This is a genomic window from Propioniciclava sp. (genome assembly GCF_029977985.1).
GTDB lineage: Bacteria > Actinomycetota > Actinomycetes > Propionibacteriales > Propionibacteriaceae > Propioniciclava.
Genome location: NZ_JARKOT010000056.1, coordinates 1 through 18,888, shown reverse-complemented (window position 1 = coordinate 18,888; position 18,888 = coordinate 1). Strand labels below are relative to the sequence as shown.

Annotated in this window: 12 protein-coding genes and 1 pseudogene; 10 read left to right on the top strand and 3 right to left on the bottom strand. The window is 68.2% G+C overall.

Annotated features, from left to right (window positions below):
• Positions 1–669: pseudogene (locus Q1K57_RS03455) on the bottom strand (ISL3 family transposase); the annotation flags it as partial.
• 657 nt (positions 670–1,326) lie between these two features.
• Between Q1K57_RS03455 and rplJ the strand changes: the two are divergent.
• Positions 1,327–1,980, top strand: a complete 654-nt coding sequence (gene rplJ / locus Q1K57_RS03450) for a 50S ribosomal protein L10 (RefSeq protein WP_300078990.1) — start codon at positions 1,327–1,329, stop codon at positions 1,978–1,980.
• A 16-nt stretch (positions 1,981–1,996) separates the two neighbouring features.
• Positions 1,997–2,395 (top strand): 50S ribosomal protein L7/L12, encoded by a 399-nt coding sequence (rplL, locus tag Q1K57_RS03445; protein ID WP_300078989.1) that lies wholly within the window; start codon positions 1,997–1,999, stop codon positions 2,393–2,395.
• A gap of 85 nt (positions 2,396–2,480) precedes the next feature.
• Here the strand turns inward: rplL and Q1K57_RS03440 are convergent, their stop codons facing one another.
• On the bottom strand, positions 2,481–3,530 hold the full coding sequence (locus Q1K57_RS03440; RefSeq protein ID WP_300078988.1) for a glycosyltransferase family 2 protein: 1,050 nt from the start codon (positions 3,528–3,530) through the stop codon (positions 2,481–2,483).
• 3 nt (positions 3,531–3,533) lie between these two features.
• The gene (locus Q1K57_RS03435) at positions 3,534–4,538 is read right to left on the bottom strand and encodes a phosphodiester glycosidase family protein (RefSeq protein WP_300078987.1); all 1,005 of its coding nucleotides are present in this window, start codon (positions 4,536–4,538) and stop codon (positions 3,534–3,536) included.
• Positions 4,539–4,710: 172 nt separating this feature from the next.
• On the opposite strand from Q1K57_RS03435, the gene Q1K57_RS03430 reads away from it, so the two are divergent.
• The 8 genes from Q1K57_RS03430 to fusA all read left to right on the top strand — a co-directional run.
• Positions 4,711–5,292 carry a DUF4956 domain-containing protein gene (locus Q1K57_RS03430; RefSeq protein ID WP_300078985.1) on the top strand — a complete coding sequence of 194 codons (582 nt, stop codon included), beginning with the start codon at positions 4,711–4,713 and terminating at the stop codon, positions 5,290–5,292.
• Positions 5,289–6,086, top strand: a complete 798-nt coding sequence (locus tag Q1K57_RS03425) for a polyphosphate polymerase domain-containing protein (RefSeq protein ID WP_300078984.1) — start codon at positions 5,289–5,291, stop codon at positions 6,084–6,086. The genes Q1K57_RS03430 and Q1K57_RS03425 overlap by 4 nt, the downstream gene beginning before the upstream one ends.
• Positions 6,083–7,777 (top strand): carbohydrate-binding domain-containing protein, encoded by a 1,695-nt coding sequence (locus Q1K57_RS03420; protein ID WP_300078983.1) that lies wholly within the window; start codon positions 6,083–6,085, stop codon positions 7,775–7,777. Before Q1K57_RS03425 ends, Q1K57_RS03420 begins: the two co-directional genes overlap by 4 nt.
• A gap of 258 nt (positions 7,778–8,035) precedes the next feature.
• The gene (rpoB, locus tag Q1K57_RS03415) at positions 8,036–11,509 is read left to right on the top strand and encodes a DNA-directed RNA polymerase subunit beta (protein ID WP_300078982.1); all 3,474 of its coding nucleotides are present in this window, start codon (positions 8,036–8,038) and stop codon (positions 11,507–11,509) included.
• A gap of 148 nt (positions 11,510–11,657) precedes the next feature.
• Complete coding sequence (locus Q1K57_RS03410) at positions 11,658–15,536, top strand: DNA-directed RNA polymerase subunit beta' (RefSeq protein WP_300078980.1); 3,879 nt, start codon at positions 11,658–11,660, stop codon at positions 15,534–15,536.
• A gap of 569 nt (positions 15,537–16,105) precedes the next feature.
• Positions 16,106–16,477, top strand: a complete 372-nt coding sequence (rpsL, locus tag Q1K57_RS03405) for a 30S ribosomal protein S12 (protein ID WP_040157907.1) — start codon at positions 16,106–16,108, stop codon at positions 16,475–16,477.
• On the top strand, positions 16,477–16,947 hold the full coding sequence (gene rpsG, locus Q1K57_RS03400; protein WP_300078979.1) for a 30S ribosomal protein S7: 471 nt from the start codon (positions 16,477–16,479) through the stop codon (positions 16,945–16,947). Before rpsL ends, rpsG begins: the two co-directional genes overlap by 1 nt.
• A 96-nt stretch (positions 16,948–17,043) precedes the next feature.
• Positions 17,044–18,888: elongation factor G (gene fusA / locus Q1K57_RS03395; protein WP_300078978.1), on the top strand; the 1,845-nt coding region annotated here is incomplete at its 3' end.

The window sequence follows — 18,888 nt, the reverse complement described above, 5'->3', positions numbered from 1 at the left end:
ATCCAGGGTGTAGTCGAGGTCTGAATCCTCCGGTCTCCAGGAGTGCTCGGGCGATGTAGTGGGTGAGGTTGCGGAACCCGAGCGCGGAGCCGCGGAGGTGCTCGGGGCGTCCATTTACGGCTTCGGTGGGTCCGTTGCTGGTGCGGGGCCGGTCGAAGTAGGCAAGGACGTCCTCGGCTCTCTTGTTCAGGGTGCGGCCGAGCTTGCGCAGCTCGACCAGCGGCTCGGGGACACCGGTGGTGAGAGCGCCGATGACGGCCCTGGCCTCGGCGCGGCCGGCGGCGCGGTCGGGGTGGCGGTAGGCGGCGATGAGCCGCTGGTAGATGCCCCACGTGCATTCGACCTGGACGTGGTCATCACCCGCGAAGAGTGTGTCGAGCCGCTGTTGTTGGCGTTCGGTGAGCAGGTCAGCGCCGGTGTGCAGGGTCCGTCGCGCGGTGTCAGCGGGTCGCCCTTGCGACCGCGGTGTCCGTGCAGTTCCTGCTGTTCCCGGCGACGGCACTCGTTCAGCGCTTCGCCGGCGAGGCGGACGACGTGGAAGGGGTCCATCACGGTGACTGCTTCGGGCAGTTCTTCGGTGGTGGCGGTCTTGAACCCGGCGAACCCGTCCATCGCGACGACCTCGATCCCGTCCCGCCAGGTCTGGTCGCGGTTGGCCAGCCAGCCCTCACTACACCCTCATCTGTGAAGAGCCATCAAACCGCCGGAATGCGACATGGGACCTGACTTGGCTCACGTCCGGCGGGTTCGTGGACAGAGTGCTCTGTGACTAGGGGTTTTAGTTGGCGTGGTGTGCACTAAGTGGTGCTGTTCTACCCTGTCTGGGTGAGCCCGTACGTGAGGACGGTGAAGCCATCCACGCCGCCTATTCGCATCCACGCCGCCTCGGCCACCCCACACGCCGTTCGGGTACAGGTACGCCGCGTCTGCGCGGCGTACCTGTACCCAAACGGCGTCAGCTGAGCCGAGCCGGCGTACCTGCACCCAAACGGCGTCGACACGCCCAAGCGCCGTCGATCCGCCCAGGCGGCGTCCCTGTTGCTGGGGCTGGCGCACGGCCTCGCTGGCGACGCCGTGCGTGGATGCCGCAGCGGACTGGGCCAGGGACAGGGTCCTCGGCGTCCCGGCGATTTGGGGCGGCGGCGTCCGATGCCGTAGAGTTAAGCCGAAGCCGAAGACCGCTGGTGGTCGGATCAAGGTCCGATGCAAATCCCGCGCAGGTGTCACTGGTCCGGGTTGGTCCCGGAGCGTTCCCGTGAGTGCCTGCGCACCACGGGTTTTTTCATGTTCGCGGCTTTCGAACCAGAAGAAGTGGGAAGGAGACCCATGGCGAGGCCGGACAAGGCAGCCGCCGTCGAGGAGCTGAAGGGGAACTTCACCTCGGCGAACGCCGCTGTGCTGACCGAGTACCGTGGCCTCTCCGTGTCGAGCCTGCAGAAACTGCGGCGCTCGATCAGCGGAGACGCTACGTACGCCGTCGCGAAGAACACTCTGACCCAGATCGCCGCCCGTGACGCGGGCATCGAGGGCCTCGAGGACTACCTCACCGGCCCCACAGCGATCGCATTCATCACCGGTGACGTTGCCACGGTGGCGAAGGGTCTGCGCGACTTCGCGAAGGACAACCCGCATCTGGTCATCAAGGGTGGCGTCATGGACGGTCGCGTCCTCGACGCCGATGAGGTGAAGAAGCTGGCCAACCTCGAGTCGCGTGAGGTCCTCCTCGCGAAGCTCGCGGGCGCCATGCAGGCGAACCTCAGCAAGGCCGTCTACCTCATCGCCGCTCCGCTCACCCAGGCCGCCCGCGCCCTGGGTGCGCTGGAGCAGGCGGCGGGGGAGAACCCGTCCCTCATCGGTGGCGCCGGCCAAGCGGCCGCTGCTCCCGAGCCCGACCAGACGCCTGACACCGCCGAGGCACCCTCGGCATCCGACGCAGCGCCCGCTGCCGAGGCCACCGACGCGGCAGATCCTGCCGAGTAAGAAAGGAACGCCCATCATGGCGAAGCTCACCAACGACGAGCTCCTTGACGCCTTCAAGGAGATGACCCTGATCGAGCTCTCCGAGTTCGTGAAGCTGTTCGAGGACACCTTCGGTGTCACCGCTGCCGCCCCGGTCGCCGTGGCCGGTGCCGCTGCCCCGGCCGCCGCTGGCGGTGGCGAGGCCGCCGCCGAGGAGGAGGAGTCCTCCGAGGTCGACGTCATCCTCGAGGCTGCCGGCGAGAAGAAGATCCAGGTCATCAAGGAGGTGCGCGCCCTCACGTCCCTCGGTCTCAAGGAGGCCAAGGACCTCGTCGAGGCCGCCCCGAAGCCGGTCCTGGAGAAGGTCGCCCGCGACGCGGCCGCCAAGGCGAAGGAGCAGCTCGAGGCTGCCGGCGCCACCGTCACCATCAAGTGACCCCAGCTCGGCCTCGGATCGAGCGCACAAGGGCCCGCGGGATTGCTCCCGCGGGCCCTTTCACGTCGAGCCGGAAGAGGCTTCCCTATGCATTCACCTCCGGACGCGCCACAGCCGACGCGGCCCGCCGTGACGGAAACACGAACCGGTTCTGGACGCCGTAACTGACCACGAAGAGGCCCGCTTCCACGAGGACCTTCGCCAGCACCAGCGGCATGCCCCACGCGGTGACGAACGCGGCCATCAGCACGACGTTGGCACCCAGCAGCGCGGCCGCGAGCGCCGCGTAGCGGAGGGCGGCGTCCCGTCGGTCGCCTTCATGGCCGAAGACGACCTCACGGTTAATCGTGAAGTTGACCACCGCGCTGACGACGCGAGCGCTCACCACCGCCCCAACGAGCGGTATGCCGAGCGCCACGAGGCCCAACAGCAGCACCACGTCGATCAGGTAGCCGGCCAGCGACGAGGCCGCGAACCGCAGCAGCGGCGCGTAGATGCGCAGCGAGTCCCGGACCGGCCGGAAGTGCGAGGACGCATTGTCGTCGAGGTAGATGGTCTCGATCGGAACCTCGACGATGCGAACGCCCGCGCTGGAGGCCCGCAGCAGCAGGCTGAACTCGTACTCGAACCGGTCGCCCGGGACGCCCTGCAACCACTCGAGCAGGTCGCCTGGGTAGGCGCGCAGGCCGGTTTGTGTGTCGTGGACGACCGACCCGGCGACGGCTCGGAAGAGCCAGCGTGAAACCGTGTTGCCCACCCTGCTGCGCACGGGCACAGCGCCGGTGAAGCGGCGCCCGCCGAGCACCATCGTGCCCGCCTCGACGAGCGCGGCGACCCGGGCGATGTCGGCCGGCGTGTGCTGGCCGTCGCAATCGGCGCAGACGACGGGCTCACCGGGCGCATGCTCGGACGCCCACGCGAAGCCGTGCTTTAGCGCGGCGCCCTTGCCGAGGTTCGCTGTGTAGCGCAGCAGCTGCGCGCCGGCGGCGCGGGCGACCTCGAAGACGCCGTCGTAGGCGGGGCCCGACCCATCGTCGACGATCAGGACGGTAGCGCCCGGTAGTCGGACGCCGAGATCACGGACCAGCTGGACGAGCCGCAGGTCGGGCTCGTAGGCAGGAATGAGAACGAGCATCGCTCAGCCCGCCACGTAGATGATGTCCGAGGTGCCCCGCTCTTGGCCCTTGCCGAGCGGATTGTTCACGAGGGCGCCGCCGAACACCATCGTCGAGCTGCCGCCGCCGTCGAGGTTGTACGCGACCACGGCGCCGAGATCGGCGAACATCTGCGCGAACTCGACCATCGTGACGCCGCGGCTGTAGCCGGAGCTGCGACCGTCCACGACGATGGCGACGAGGTGATTGGCCTCGATCATGCCGATGCCTGTGCGCGGCTGCTCGCCCTGAATGGAGTGGTTGCCGAAGTTGGTGTCGACCTCGACGGAGTCGATCCCGTCGATGACGGCCCCGCCGTCGAGCAGGGACGGCCCGAACGACCACGTCTGCCACACGCCGTCGGCCACGAGGGCGTCCGCGCTGGTTGAGGTCTCGTCGTAGGGGGCGAGCGTCCCGTCGGCATGCAGGGCGAGTCCGGTCCTGGCCGGCTCGTCACGGAAGGCGACGCCGTTGCGGATCACGATGCCTGTGTCGCGAAAGCCGTAGTAGTCGCCGTTGATGGCGAACACGGCCCCGTTCTCGGCTGCGATCGTCGAGGGGTTCTCGATGATGTTTTCGCCGAAGGTGTCCTTCGCGAAGGCGGAGCGGAGAGCGTCCGCGCTCGTCAGCTTGATGTCGGCCACGAACCAGGTGATCGTGTCCGAGCCGCTGCCGGAGGTGTGTTCGGTGATCTCGATGGTGGCGTTGCTGCCGGCGTAGGAGAGGCCACTCACGGTGCCCGAGACGTCGGTGGACGCCGCCGTGTCGGCCGTGCTCCACTGCGTGGACGCCGACGGCACCTCCGCGTGCTCGATCACGTACCGATCGAGCGCCCACGTGACGCCGGCGCCGACGGTGAAGAGGCCGCCGAGGCCGAGCAGCCCCCGGCGGGAGATACTCCGGCGGGGCGGCGCGGCGAGCGCGGCCGGGGTGGCCGGCGCTGTCGTGGTCGCCTCGGCGGCGAGTGCTTCAAGGGTGTTTCGGCTCATGGGAACCAGTGCACGGCCCGGGCCTGTGCGGTAGCTGTGCGGGGCGTGAGTTCCCGGCATGAGTGCCGGAACACCACCTCACAGGCCAGCCTGCGGGCCTTCACAGAGTTCGCACAGGCTGCGTTGGCGCAATGGTCATGTCAATTCACGCACCCAAGATTCGGAGCTCATCGTGACCACCGCCGCCCTCCTGCACTTCGGCCTCGACGTCGTCGCCATCCTCGCCCTCGTGATCGGCGTGTACTTCCCGCGCCACCACCGACGAGACCTCCTCGTCGCCTACATCGGGGTGAACCTGGGTGTCATGGCCGTCAGCTCCGTCCTGCTGAGCACGGCCGTCGGCGCGGGCCTCGGGCTCGGCCTGTTCGGGGTCCTGTCGATCATCCGCCTCCGCAGCGACGAGCTTGCCCAGCACGAGGTCGCCTACTACTTCGCCGCGCTGGCCCTCGGTCTCATCGCCGGCCTCGGCAGCGACATCGTCGTGTCGGGCGCGCTCATGGCCGTGGTCGTCGCCACCCTCTACATCGCGGACCACCCACGTGTTCTGAGCGGCTGGCAGCGTCAAGTGCTCGTCCTCGATCGGGCCATCGCCGACCAGACGGCGCTCGTGGCTGCACTCGAGCAGCGCCTCGGTGCCCGCGTCCTGAGCGCCCAGACCATCAAGCTCGACCTCGTCACCGATACCACCACAGTGGACGTCCGCTTCCGCGCCGGCCAGCCGGCCACCGCGCGCCTCGAGGAGGTCGCCCGATGACCGCCCTCCTCGACACCCCCGTGGGCACCGTCGACCATTTGCCGGCCATCTCCCTGGCGCAACTCAACGAGTCCGCTGCGCTGCTCACGCGCGTCGATCGCAAGTACGTGCTCGCGGCGTCTGATCTGCCCCTCGTCCTCCGCAACCTCCCCCCGGACGCGCGCGTCCTCGAGATCGACGGCGAGCGCGCTTTCGCCTACCGCTCCACCTACCTCGACACCGCCGAGCTGGCCGCCTTCCATGGGGCGGTGCAGCGGCGCCGCCGGCGCTGGAAGGTGCGGACCCGCACCTACACGACAGGCGAGACCTTCCTGGAGGTGAAGACCCGTCGCGGCGCCGCCACGGTCAAGGAGCGCATCCTCTGCTCCCCTCGGGACGCCGCAGGCGCCGCCCTGCGTCTCACCACTGTGGGCCGCGACTTCGTCGAAGCGTCGCTCGGCAGTGCCGGCGTCCAGCTGGACGCCGCCACCCTCCGCGCGACGCTCGTCACCTCGTACCGCCGCACGACGCTGTTGTTGCCGTCGGCAGGATCGCGGGCGACGATCGACGCCGACCTGTGCTGGTCCACCCCCGAGGGGACTGCCAGCCGCACCTTCACCGGCCGGGTGATCGTCGAGACCAAGTCCGGCACCGCACCCTCGGCGCTCGACCGCAGCCTCTGGCGGCTCGGTCACCGGCCCTTGTCCATCTCCAAGTACGGCCTCGGCCTGGCGCTGCTCCACCCCGAGCTGCCGGCCAACCGCTGGCACCGTCTGGTGTCCGCTCTCTCCCATAGACCGAAGGAAGCCTCATGAACACCCACGCCCGTCTCGCGGCCTCGCTCGCCGTTCTCACCGCCACCGGCTTCCTCGGCGGCACGGTGGCGCTCGGCCTGCTGGCGCCGTCGTCGGCCGGCGAGCCGTCCACCGGCGCTGCCGCGGCGGCCGGAACGACCGGCATCACAGCCGAGCAGGCGCTCGCGGAGAACGCCGAAGCGGTCCCCGGCGAGACGGCCTACGACGCGGCGTCCGCCACGACCGTCACCCTGGCCGGGACGACGGCGACGGCGTCCGGCAGCGGCGTCGACGTCGCCGGCGCCACCGTCACCATCACCGCCCCTGGCACCTACGTGCTGTCCGGCGTGCTGGCGGGCCAGGTGGTGGTCGACTCGAGCGCCGACGGCACCGTGCAGCTCGTTCTCAGCGACGCGACGATCAGGTCGACGACCGGAGCGGCGATCGCGGTCACGCAGGCGAGCCGGGCCGTGGTCGTCTTGGCCGACGCGACGACGAACACGCTCGCGAGCGCCGCGACCTTTGCCGACACGACGAGCGAGGACGCCCCCAATGCGGCCCTGTTCTCCATGGCCGACCTCACGGTCGGCGGCGACGGCGCGCTCGTCGTCGAGGCGCCGAGCCTCGACGGGATCGCGTCCAAGGACGCCCTCGTCCTCAGCGGCGGCACCCTCACGGTGGACGCCGCAGACGACGGCGTCCGCGGCAAGGACAGTCTCGTGGTGACCGGAGGTTCGCTGCAGGTCACCGCCGGCGGCGACGCGCTCAAGGCCGACAATGAGACTGAGCCCGACCGCGGCTACATCGCGATCTCCGGCGGCAGCGTCGCGTTCTCGGCGGGCGGCGACGGTCTGGCGGCCGCGACCGACGTGATCATCACCGACGGCACCGTCACAGGCACCAGCGGTGGGGGAGCCGGCGCCAGCCTCGCCAGCGACGTCTCGGCCAAGGGCCTGAAGGCCGGCGTCAATCTCGTCGTCGGCGGAGGGACGGTCGCCGTCGACGCGGCCGACGACGCGCTGCACTCGAACTCGGTCGTGTCCCTCACCGGGGGAACGGTCACGGCGGCGAGCGGCGACGACGGCGTCCACGGCGACGGCGATGTGACGATCGCCGGCGGCACCCTCACGATCACCGCGAGCTACGAGGGCATCGAAGGGGCCAACGTCACGCTGTCCGGCGGCGAGACGTCCATCACCTCGGCGGACGACGGGGTGAACGTCTCGGCCGATGGCGGCTCGATGCTCCTGACGATCAGCGGCGGGAAGCTCACGATCGACGCCCAGGGCGACGGCCTCGACTCCAACGGCGACGCCCAGATGTCGGGCGGGACCGTGATCGTGTACGGCCCGACGGGCAACGGCAACGGGGCGCTCGATGCCAACGCGTTCACGGTGACCGGCGGTGAGTTGTTCGCGGTCGGGTCGGCCGGGATGGCCGAGGCGCCCGCGGCTTCGGGCCAGGGCTGGGTACAGGCCAACATCTCCGGCCAGGCGGGCACGAGGATTTCGGTGTCGGACGGAACGACCGTCCTCGCGGACGTCATCGCCGCCAAGGCCTTCGGCAATGTGGTGTACAGCGCGGCGCCCGTCCGCGACGGAGCTGCCTACACCCTCACCGCCGGGGACACCTCGGTGACGGCGACGGCCGGGCAGGCCACCTGGGGTGGCATGGGCGGCATGGGGGGCAGGGGCGGCGGTCCGCGCGGCTGACCTCGCTGGGCCCCTTGTGCAGCGGCCTCCGTGCGCTACGCTGAGTGCTCCGGTCAGGGGCACCGGGTGTGGCGCACGGACCGCGGCAAGGGAGCCCGGTGTCGGTCACGGTGCGCGGGCCAAGCTGGCGCGGTTTGCCTCGGGCTGAGCTGTCCTGTATGCTGACTACTTGCCCCATTTGACGACCCGTGGCAATTTGACGCGGGCCGTTTCGCATGCAAGGAACCGGCTCGCCGGGACTCTTTGGAAGGACCTATCTTGGCCGTCTCGCGCACTGCGTCGAAGAACACCAACGTCATTTCCCCCAGTGGACGGATCTCCTTCGCGAAGATCCACGAGCCGCTGGAAGTCCCCAACCTCCTCGATCTCCAGCTCGAATCGTTCGAATGGCTCAGCGGCAGCGATGCCTGGCGCGCGAAGGTCGAGCAGGCGCAGGCTGAGGGACGCACCGACATCAACTACAAGTCGGGCCTGGAGGAGATCTTCGAGGAAATCTCCCCGATCGAGGATCTCTCCGAGACGATGTCGCTGAGCTTCCGCGACCACCGCTTCGAGGAGCCCAAGTACACGGTCGAGGAGTGCAAGGACCGCGACGTCACCTACGCCGCGCCCCTCTTCGTCACCGCCGAGTTCATGAACAACGACACCGGCGAGATCAAGAGCCAGACGGTGTTCATGGGCGACTTCCCGCTGATGACCCCGAAGGGCACCTTCGTCATCAACGGCACCGAGCGTGTCGTCGTCAGCCAGTTGGTCCGCAGCCCGGGCGTCTACTTCGAGCAGACTCCGGACAAGACCTCCGACAAGGACATCTTCACCGGCAAGATCATCCCGAGCCGGGGGGCGTGGCTCGAACTCGAGGTCGACAAGCGAGACATGGTCGGCGTCCGCGTGGACCGCAAGCGCAAGCAGAACGTCACCGTCCTGCTCAAGGCACTCGGCTGGACCAACGAGCAGATCCTCGAGGAGTTCGGCGAGTACGACTCGATGCGGCTCACGCTCGAGAAGGACACCACCACCACGACCGACGAGGCTCTCCTCGACATCTACCGCAAGCTGCGTCCCGGCGAGCCGCCGACGCGCGAGGCGGCGTCCGCGATGCTCGAGAACTACTACTTCAACCCGAAGCGGTACGACCTGGCCAAGGTGGGTCGCTACAAGATCAACAAGAAGCTGGGCCGCGACGCCGCGTTCGACAAGCAGGTGCTGACGATGGATGACATCGTCGCCGCCATCCGCTACGTCGTGGCGCTGCACGAGGGCAAGGCCGAGCTCAACGACCTGCCGATCGAGACCGACGACATCGACCACTTCGGCAACCGCCGGCTGCGGTCGGTGGGCGAGTTGATCCAGAACCAGCTGCGCATTGGCCTCGGACGCCTCGAGCGCACGGTCCGCGATCGCATGACCACCCAGGACATCGAGGCGATCACGCCGCAGACGTTGATCAACATCCGTCCGGTCGTGGCGGCGTTGAAAGAGTTCTTCGGCACGTCGCAGCTGAGCCAGTTCATGGACCAGAACAACCCGCTCGCCGGGCTGACGCACAAGCGTCGTCTGTCGGCGCTCGGCCCGGGCGGTCTCTCCCGGGATCGCGCCGGCATGGAGGTCCGCGACGTCCACCCGAGCCACTACGGCCGCATGTGCCCCATCGAGACGCCCGAAGGCCCGAACATCGGCCTCATCGGTTCGCTGGCCTCCTTCGCTCGCGTCAACGCGTTCGGCTTCATCGAGACGCCGTACCGCAAGGTCGTCGACGGTCACGTGACCGACCAGATCGACTACCTGACGGCCGATGAAGAGGACCGCTATGTCATCGCCCAGGCCAACGCGCGCCTGAACGAGGGCGGCCGTTTCGCCGAGGACCGTGTCCTCGTTCGCATGAAGCACGGCGACGCCGACGAGGTTGCGCCTAGCGAGGTGCAGTACATGGACGTCTCGCCCCGCCAGATGGTGTCGGTGGCGACCGCGCTGATCCCGTTCCTCGAGCACGACGACGCCAGCCGTGCCCTCATGGGTGCCAACATGCAGCGCCAGGCCGTTCCGCTGCTCCGCAACGAGGCGCCCTTCGTGGGCACCGGTATGGAGTACCGCGGTGCGATCGACGCGGGCGAGGTCACCGTCGCCGAGCAGGCCGGTGTGGTGACCGCCGTGTCGGGCGACCTGATCGACGTCATGAACGACGACGGCACCCAGACGACCTATCGCCTGGCCAAGTTCGTGCGCTCGAACGCGACGACGTGCATCAACCAACGTCCGCTCGTCGCCGACGGCGACCGGGTCGAGGCCGGCCAGCCCCTGGCCGACGGCGCGTGCACCGACAACGGCGAGATGGCGCTCGGCCGCAACCTGCTCGTCGCGTTCATGCCGTGGGAGGGTCACAACTACGAGGACGCCATCATTCTCAGCCAGCGCCTGGTCCAGGACGACATCCTCACCTCGATCCACATCGAGGAGCACGAGATCGACGCCCGCGACACCAAGCTCGGCCCAGAAGAGATCACCCGCGACATCCCGAACGTCGGCGACGACATGCTCGCCGACCTCGACGAGCGTGGCATCGTCCGGATCGGCGCCGAGGTGGGTACCGGCGACATCCTCGTCGGAAAGGTCACTCCCAAGGGCGAGACCGAGCTCACCCCGGAGGAGCGGCTGCTCCGCGCGATCTTCGGCGAGAAGGCGCGCGAGGTCCGCGACACCTCGATGAAGGTGCCGCACGGCGAGACCGGAACGGTCATCGGCGTCCGCGTGTTCGACCGCGAGGAGGGCGACGAGCTCCCTCCGGGCGTGAACCAGCTGGTCCGCGTCTACGTGGCGCAGAAGCGCAAGATCTCCGACGGCGACAAGCTCGCCGGCCGCCACGGGAACAAGGGCGTCATCAGCAAGATCCTGCCCGTCGAGGACATGCCATTCCTCGAGGACGGGACTCCGGTCGACATCGTCCTCAACCCGCTGGGCGTGCCGAGCCGCATGAACGTCGGCCAGGTGCTGGAGACCCACCTCGGGTGGATCGCCCACTCCGGCTGGGACATCAGCGACGTCGACGAGCCCTGGGCCAACCGACTGAAGGACGTGGGCCTGGAGCGCGTCGAGGGCCGCGCCCGCCTCGCGACCCCGGTGTTCGACGGCGCCAACGAGTCCGAGATCGCCGGGTTGCTGCAGCACGGGCTGCCGCAGCGCGACGGCCTTCAGCTGGTGGACGCCGGCGGCAAGGCACAGCTCTTCGACGGCCGCTCCGGTGAGCCGTACCCGGAGCGGGTGGGCGTCGGCTACATCTACATGCTGAAGCTGCACCACCTCGTCGACGACAAGATCCATGCGCGTTCCACGGGCCCCTACTCGATGATCACGCAGCAGCCCCTGGGCGGCAAGGCCCAGTTCGGCGGCCAGCGGTTCGGCGAGATGGAGGTGTGGGCCATGGAGGCGTACGGCGCAGCCTGGGCCCTGCAGGAGTTGCTCACGATCAAGTCCGACGACGTGCCCGGCCGCGTGAAGGTGTACGAGGCGATCGTCAAGGGCGAGAACATCCCCGAGCCCGGCATCCCCGAGTCGTTCAAGGTGCTCGTCAAGGAGATGAAGTCGCTCTGCCTGAACGTCGAGGTCCTCAGCTCCGACGGCACGGTGGTCGAGCTCCGCGATTCCGAGGACGACTTCCACCGCGCGGACGAGTTCGGGATCGACCTGAGCCGCCGTCCGGGCTCGGATTCGTTCGCGGACATCGAAGAGGTCTGATCGCTGCCCGGGGGCACCGCCCCCGGGGAGCGCCCGCAGGGCAGCGCCCCTGCACCCCCGGTCAAGGCGCCTTGGCCGGATCGCCAGGACCAGCGGCCACTGGGCCTGACATCACGGATTCCCCGCCCTGGGGAGAGAAGGAAGAATCGTGCTGGACGTCAACTTCTACGACGAGCTCCGCATCGGGCTTGCGACCGCGGATCAGATCCGCGAGTGGAGCCACGGCGAGGTCAAGAAGCCCGAGACGATCAACTACCGCACGCTCAAGCCGGAGCGTGACGGTCTCTTCTGCGAGAAGATCTTCGGCCCCACGCGGGACTGGGAGTGCTACTGCGGCAAGTACAAGCGCGTCCGCTTCAAGGGCATCATCTGCGAGCGCTGCGGCGTCGAGGTGACCCGGAGCAACGTGCGCCGCGAGCGCATGGGCCACATCGAGCTGGCAGCGCCCGTCACTCATATCTGGTACTTCAAGGGCGTCCCCAGCCGGCTCGGCTACCTGCTCGACATCGCCCCGAAGGACCTCGAGAAGGTCATCTACTTCGCCGCGTACATGATCACGTCCGTCGATGAGGACGCCCGCCACCGCGACCTGTCGAGCCTCGAGGGCAAGGTGGAGGTCGAGCGCAAGCAGCTCGCCACGCGGCGCGACTCGGACATCGAGACGCGCATGCAGAAGATCGAGGAGGACCTCGCGGCGCTGGAGGCCGAGGGAGCCAAGGCGGACATGAAGAAGCGCGTCCGCGACAGCGGCGAGCGCGACGTCAAGGCGATCCGCGACCGTGCGCAGCGCGACCTCGACCGGCTCGAGGCCGTGTGGCAGCGCTTCCGCACCCTCAAGGTCCAAGACCTCGAGGGCGACGAGGTGCTCTACCGCGAGATGAAGAACCGCTTCGGCAAGTACTTCGAGGGCTACATGGGCGCCGAGGCGATCAAGCGCCGCCTCGCCGACTTCGATCTCGAGGCCGAGTCGGAGTCGCTGCGCAACACCATCGCGACGGGCAAGGGCCAGCGCAAGACGCGTGCCCTCAAGCGTCTGAAGGTCGTCTCGGCGTTCCTCAACACGACCAACAGCCCGACGGGCATGGTGCTGGACGCGGTCCCCGTCATCCCGCCGGATCTGCGCCCCATGGTGCAGCTGGACGGCGGCCGCTTCGCGACTTCCGACCTCAACGACCTGTACCGGCGCGTCATCAACCGCAACAACCGCCTCAAGCGGCTCCTCGACCTCGGGGCGCCCGAGATCATCGTCAACAACGAGAAGCGGATGCTGCAAGAGGCCGTGGACTCCCTGTTCGACAACGGACGCCGTGGGCGTCCGGTCACCGGCCCGGGCAACCGGCCGCTCAAGAGCATCTCGGACATGCTCAAGGGCAAGCAGGGCCGCTTCCGCCAGAACCTGCTCGGCAAGCGTGTCGACTACTCCGGCCGCTCGGTCATCGTGGTCGGTCCGCAGCTCAAGCTGCACCAGTGCGGCCTCCCGAAGAACATGGCCCTGGAGCTGTTCAAGCCGTTCGTCATGAAGCGGTTGGACGACCTGAATCTGGCGCAGAACATCAAGAGCGCGAAGCGGATGGTCGAACGTCAGCGCGGGGTGGTCTGGGACGTGCTGGAGGAGGTCATCGCGGAGCACCCGGTGCTGCTCAACCGTGCGCCCACGCTGCACCGCCTCGGCATCCAGGCGTTCGAGCCGCAGCTCATCGAGGGCAAGGCCATTCAGCTGCACCCGCTCGTCTGCACGGCGTTCAACGCGGACTTCGACGGCGACCAGATGGCGGTCCACCTGCCGCTGAGCGCCGAGGCCCAGGCCGAAGCGCGGGTGCTCATGCTCAGCACGAACAACATCCTCAAGCCTGCCGACGGCCGTCCGGTCACCCTGCCCACGCAGGACATGATCATCGGCCACTACTTCCTCACCACCTTGCGTGAGGGGCAGCCGGGCGAGGGGCGTTCGTTCGTCAGCAAGGACGAGGCCCACATGGCGTTCGACGCCGGCGACCTCGCCATCAACGCGCGCATCAACTTGCGCCTCCGGGGCACCGTTCCTCCGGCCGGCGTCGAGGCGCGTGCGGACGGCTCGTTCATGCTCTCCACGACGCTGGGTCGTGCCCTCTTCAACGAGGCGCTCCCGGCCGACTACCCGTACGTGAACACGTCGGTGGGCAAGAAGCAGCTGGGCCAGATCGTCAACGACCTCGCCGAGCGCTACCAGAAGGTCGACGTGGCGCGAACGCTCGACCGTCTCAAGGACATCGGCTTCAAGTGGGCCACCCGCTCGGGTGTTACCGTGTCGATCGGCGACGTGCAGACGCCGCCGAGCAAGCCGGAGATCCTCGCGGCCTACGACGCCAAGGCGACGAAGATCACCCGCCAGTTCGAGCGCGGCAAGGTCACGGAGGAGGAGCGCCAGCAGGAGCTCGTCCAGCTGTGGACCGACGCCACCAACGAGTTGACCGCAGCCATGGAGGCCAACTTCACCACCGACAACCCCATCTTCATGATGGTGAACTCCGGTGCGCGAGGGAACATGACGCAGATGCGCCAGATCGCCGCCATGCGAGGCCTCGTGGCCAACCCGAAGGGCGAGATCATCGCGCGGCCGATCAAGTCGAACTTCCGCGAGGGCCTGTCCGTGCTCGAGTACTTCATCTCGACGCACGGCGGCCGTAAGGGCCAGGCCGACACGGCGCTCCGCACGGCCGACTCGGGGTACTTGACCCGGCGTCTGGTCGACGTCTCCCAGGACGTCATCATCCGCGAGGAGGATTGCGGCACCGAGCGCGGCCTGACCAAGGTCATCGCGGCCGAGGGCCGCAACGGCAAGGCGGTGCCGGCGTCCAACGTCGAGACCGCCGTCTACGCCCGCACGTTGGCGTCGTCCGTGGTTGGCCCCGACGGCGAGGTGCTTGCCGAGGCCGGCATCGACCTGGGTGACGAGGTCATCGACCGCCTGGTCGAGGCCGGGGTGACCGAGGTCAAGGTCCGGTCGGTGCTGACCTGCGAGTCGGCGCTCGGCACCTGTGCGATGTGCTACGGCCGCTCGCTGGCCACGGGCAAGCTCGTCGACGTCGGCGAGGCCGTGGGTATTGTCGCGGCGCAGTCCATCGGCGAGCCGGGCACCCAGCTGACGATGCGCACCTTCCACACCGGTGGTGTGGCCGGTGACGACATCACCCAGGGTCTGCCGCGCGTGCAGGAGCTGTTCGAGGCCCGGACGCCGAAGGGCAAGGCCCCGATCGCCGAGGCTGCCGGCCGCGTGAAGATCGAGGAGGCGGACCGCTCCCGGAAGCTCGTCATCGTTCGCGACGACGGCGAGCCCGACCTCGAGTACCCGCTGCCGCGCCGCGTCCGCCTCGAGTGGGAGGACAACGCGGGCGAGCGCCACGCGATCGTCGACGGTGCCCATGTGGAGGCCGGGCAGCAGCTCACCGCCGGTATCAAGGACCCGCAGGACATCCTGCGCGTCAACGGCCTGCGGCGCGTCCAGGAGTACCTGGTCGACGAGGTGCAGGCGGTGTACCGCACCCAAGGTGCCCCGATCCACGACAAGCACATCGAGATCATCATCCGGCAGATGCTGCGTCGGGTGACGGTCATCGAGTCGGGTGACACGACGATCCTGCCGGGCGACCTGGTCGACCGCAGCCTTTTCGAGTCCGCCAACCGCCAGGCCGTCACCGAGGGCCAGAACCCAGCACAGGGGCGTCCGGTGCTCATGGGTATCACCAAGGCGAGCCTCGCCACCGAGAGCTGGCTGTCGGCGGCGTCCTTCCAGGAGACGACCAAGGTCCTGACGGACGCGGCCATCCACGCCCGTTCGGACAGCCTGGTGGGCCTAAAGGAGAACGTCATCCTCGGCAAGCTCATCCCGGCGGGCACCGGTCTCGACCGCTACCGCAACATTCGGGTGGAGCCCACACCGGAGGCCCGGGCGGCGGCGTACGACCTGTCGTACGACGCGTACGACTACGACATCGCCGGCGGACCGGCAGGCAGCCTCGACGACTTCGATCTCGGCGAGCTGCGCTGATCCGAAGCGGCGCCCCCGGGACCTTGTGGGTCCCGGTGGCGCTGTCGTCGGGAAGGTGCTGCTGAATGTGCGTATGAGGTACACAGCGCACGTCGTTCGGGGCGCGGTCGTCGTCATTGGCTTGGCACTCGTGGCAGTGTTCTTCTGGCAGCCATGGCGGACGTGTCCCGATGACGATTTCTCCGCTGCTTGTCCGAGTGCGTTCGAACAGTACTTCGTTGCCCTCGGCCTCCTGATGATCGCCGGCGCGGTCCTGAGCTGGATCTGGATGCCGCCGCGAAACACGTGAGCCCCTGGGGTGGGTTCCACTTTGGGGCGGCGGCGAGGCACGCGCTACACTGGAGCGCAACGTTCTTCGGCTAGTCATGGCCCGCGCCCGGTTGAGCATTTTGACCGGGTCAGGGCCTACACACTAGTCTTTGTCGTTGTGTTCGGACATCCGAACGCCCGTGCATGCCCCCGATTCCGAGAAGCGCACCGCAGTTCGCGAGCGCTCCGGTCCCGGGTGCGCGCACCCCAACGTTTTGGCCCACCCGGGTCAACAACCGAACAAGAAGGAATACCAGCCGGTGCCCACCATCCAGCAGTTGGTCCGCAAGGGCCGCACTGACAAGGTCAGCAAGAACAAGACGCCTGCCCTGAAGGGCTCCCCGCAGCGTCGTGGCGTGTGCACGCGCGTGTACACCACCACCCCCAAGAAGCCGAACTCGGCGCTCCGCAAGGTGGCGCGCGTCCGACTCAGCTCGGGCATCGAGGTCACCGCGTACATCCCCGGCGTCGGCCACAACCTGCAGGAGCACTCGATGGTGCTCGTGCGCGGCGGCCGCGTGAAGGACCTTCCGGGTGTGCGCTACAAGATCATCCGCGGCTCGCTCGACACCCAGGGTGTGAAGAACCGCAAGCAGGCTCGCAGCCGCTACGGCGCGAAGAAGGAGAAGTAATGCCTCGCAAGGGTCCGGCCCCGAAGCGGCCCGTCGTCGTCGATCCCGTCTACGGCTCGCCGCTGGTCTCCCAGCTCGTGAGCAAGATCCTGCTCGACGGCAAGAAGACCACCGCCCAGAACATCGTGTACGGCGCCCTCGAGGGCACGCGGACGAAGACCGGCGTCGATCCCGTGCAGACCCTCAAGAAGGCGCTGGACAACATCCGGCCCGCCGTCGAGGTGAAGAGCCGTCGCGTCGGTGGCGCGACCTACCAGGTCCCGGTCGAGGTGAAGCCGGCCCGCGCCACCACGCTGGCCATGCGCTGGCTCGTCAGCTTCGCTCGGCAGCGCCGCGAGAAGACGATGACCGAGCGGCTCATGAACGAGTTGCTCGACGCGAGCAACGGTCTCGGTGCGAGCGTGAAGAAGCGCGAGGACACGCACAAGATGGCCGAGGCGAACCGCGCCTTCGCCCACTACCGCTGGTGACATCGACGATGCTCTCCCTCGCCCCGGGCGGGGGAGAGCATTGCCGCCTGCCCTTAGTCGAGAACGAGCTTTCCTACCAAGAGGGGAACCACTTCCGTGGCCATTGACATCTCCACCGACCTCGCCAAGGTCCGCAACATCGGCATCATGGCCCACATCGACGCGGGCAAGACCACCACCACCGAGCGCATCCTGTTCTACACCGGCATCAACTACAAGATCGGTGAGGTGCACGAGGGTGCCGCCACGATGGACTGGATGGAGCAGGAGCAGGAGCGGGGCATCACCATCACCTCCGCCGCGACCACCTGCTTCTGGCACGACCATCAGATCAACATCATCGACACGCCGGGCCACGTCGACTTCACCGTCGAGGTGGAGCGTTCCCTCCGCGTCCTCGACGGTGCGGTCGCCGTCTTCGACGGTGTCGCCGGCGTCGAGCCGCAGAGCCAGACCGTGTGGCGCCAGGCCACGCGCTACGGCGTGCCGCGCATCTGCTACGTCAACAAGCTCGACCGCACGGGTGCGTCCTTCGACTATGTCGTGAAGACGATCAAGGAGCGCCTGAACGCGACCGTCGCCGTCCTGCAGTTGCCGGTGGGAGCCGAGTCCGGCTTCCAGGGCGTCGTCGACCTCGTCGGCCAGCGCGCCCTCATGTGGCGCGGCGAGACGAAGATCGGTGAGGACTACACGGTCGAGGAGATCCCGGCCGACATGGCGGACGCCGCCGCGGAGGCCCGCGAGGAGCTCATCCAGGTGCTCGCCGACAACGACGACGAGTTCGCCGAGGAGTGGCTGCTCGCCGAGGACTCCGGCGAGGAACTGTCCGTCGAGTCCATCAAGGCCGCCATCCGCCGCTGCGTGCTGAGCAACGCCGTCACCGCGGTCGTCTGTGGTACGTCGTTCAAGAACAAGGGCGTGCAGCCCATGCTGGATGCCGTCATCGACTACCTGCCGTCCCCGCTGGACGTGCCGGCCATCGACGGCTTCAAGCCGGGAGACGAGACCGTGCAGCTCGAGCGCAAGCCGAGCAACACCGAACCGCTCAGCCTGCTCGCGTTCAAGATCGCCGCCGACCCCCACCTCGGCCGCCTCACCTACGTGCGGGTGTACTCCGGCGTGCTCAAGTCCGGCCAGCAGGTCCTGAACGCCACCAAGGGCAAGAAGGAGCGGATCGGCAAGATCTACCAGATGCACGCCAACAAGCGTGAGGAGATCGATGAGATCGGCGCCGGCATGATCTGCGCCGTCATGGGCCTGAAGGACACGACGACCGGCGAGACGCTGTGCGACCCGCAGCACCCGATCATCCTCGAGTCGATGGAGTTCCCGAACCCCGTCATCGAGCAGGCGATCGAGCCGAAGACGAAGTCCGACCAGGAGAAGCTCTCCATGGCCATCCCGCGGTTGGCCGAGGAGGACCCGACGTTCCGCGTCCACACGGACGAGGAGACGGGCCAGACGATCATCGCGGGCATGGGTGAGTTGCACCTCGAGGTGCTGATCGACCGCATGAAGCGTGAGTTCAAGGTCGAGGCCAACATCGGCAAGCCGCAGGTGGCTTACCGCGAGACGCTGCGGCGTCCGGTCGAGAAGGTCGAGTACACGCACAAGAAGCAGTCCGGCGGCTCGGGACAGTACGGCAAGGTCATCATCGCGCTGGAGCCGCAGGAGGCGGGCGCGGGCTACGAGTTCGTCAACGCCGTGACCGGCGGGCGCATCCCGAAGGAGTACATCCCGGCGGTCGACCAGGGCATCCAGGAAGCCATGGCCTTCGGCCCGCTCGCCGGCTACCCGGTCGAGGACATCAAGGTGACGCTGCTCGACGGCGCCTACCACGACGTCGACTCCTCCGAGCTCGCGTTCAAGATCGCCGGCTCGATGGTCTTCAAGGAGGCCGCCCGCAAGGCCGACCCGGCACTGCTCGAGCCGCTGATGGCC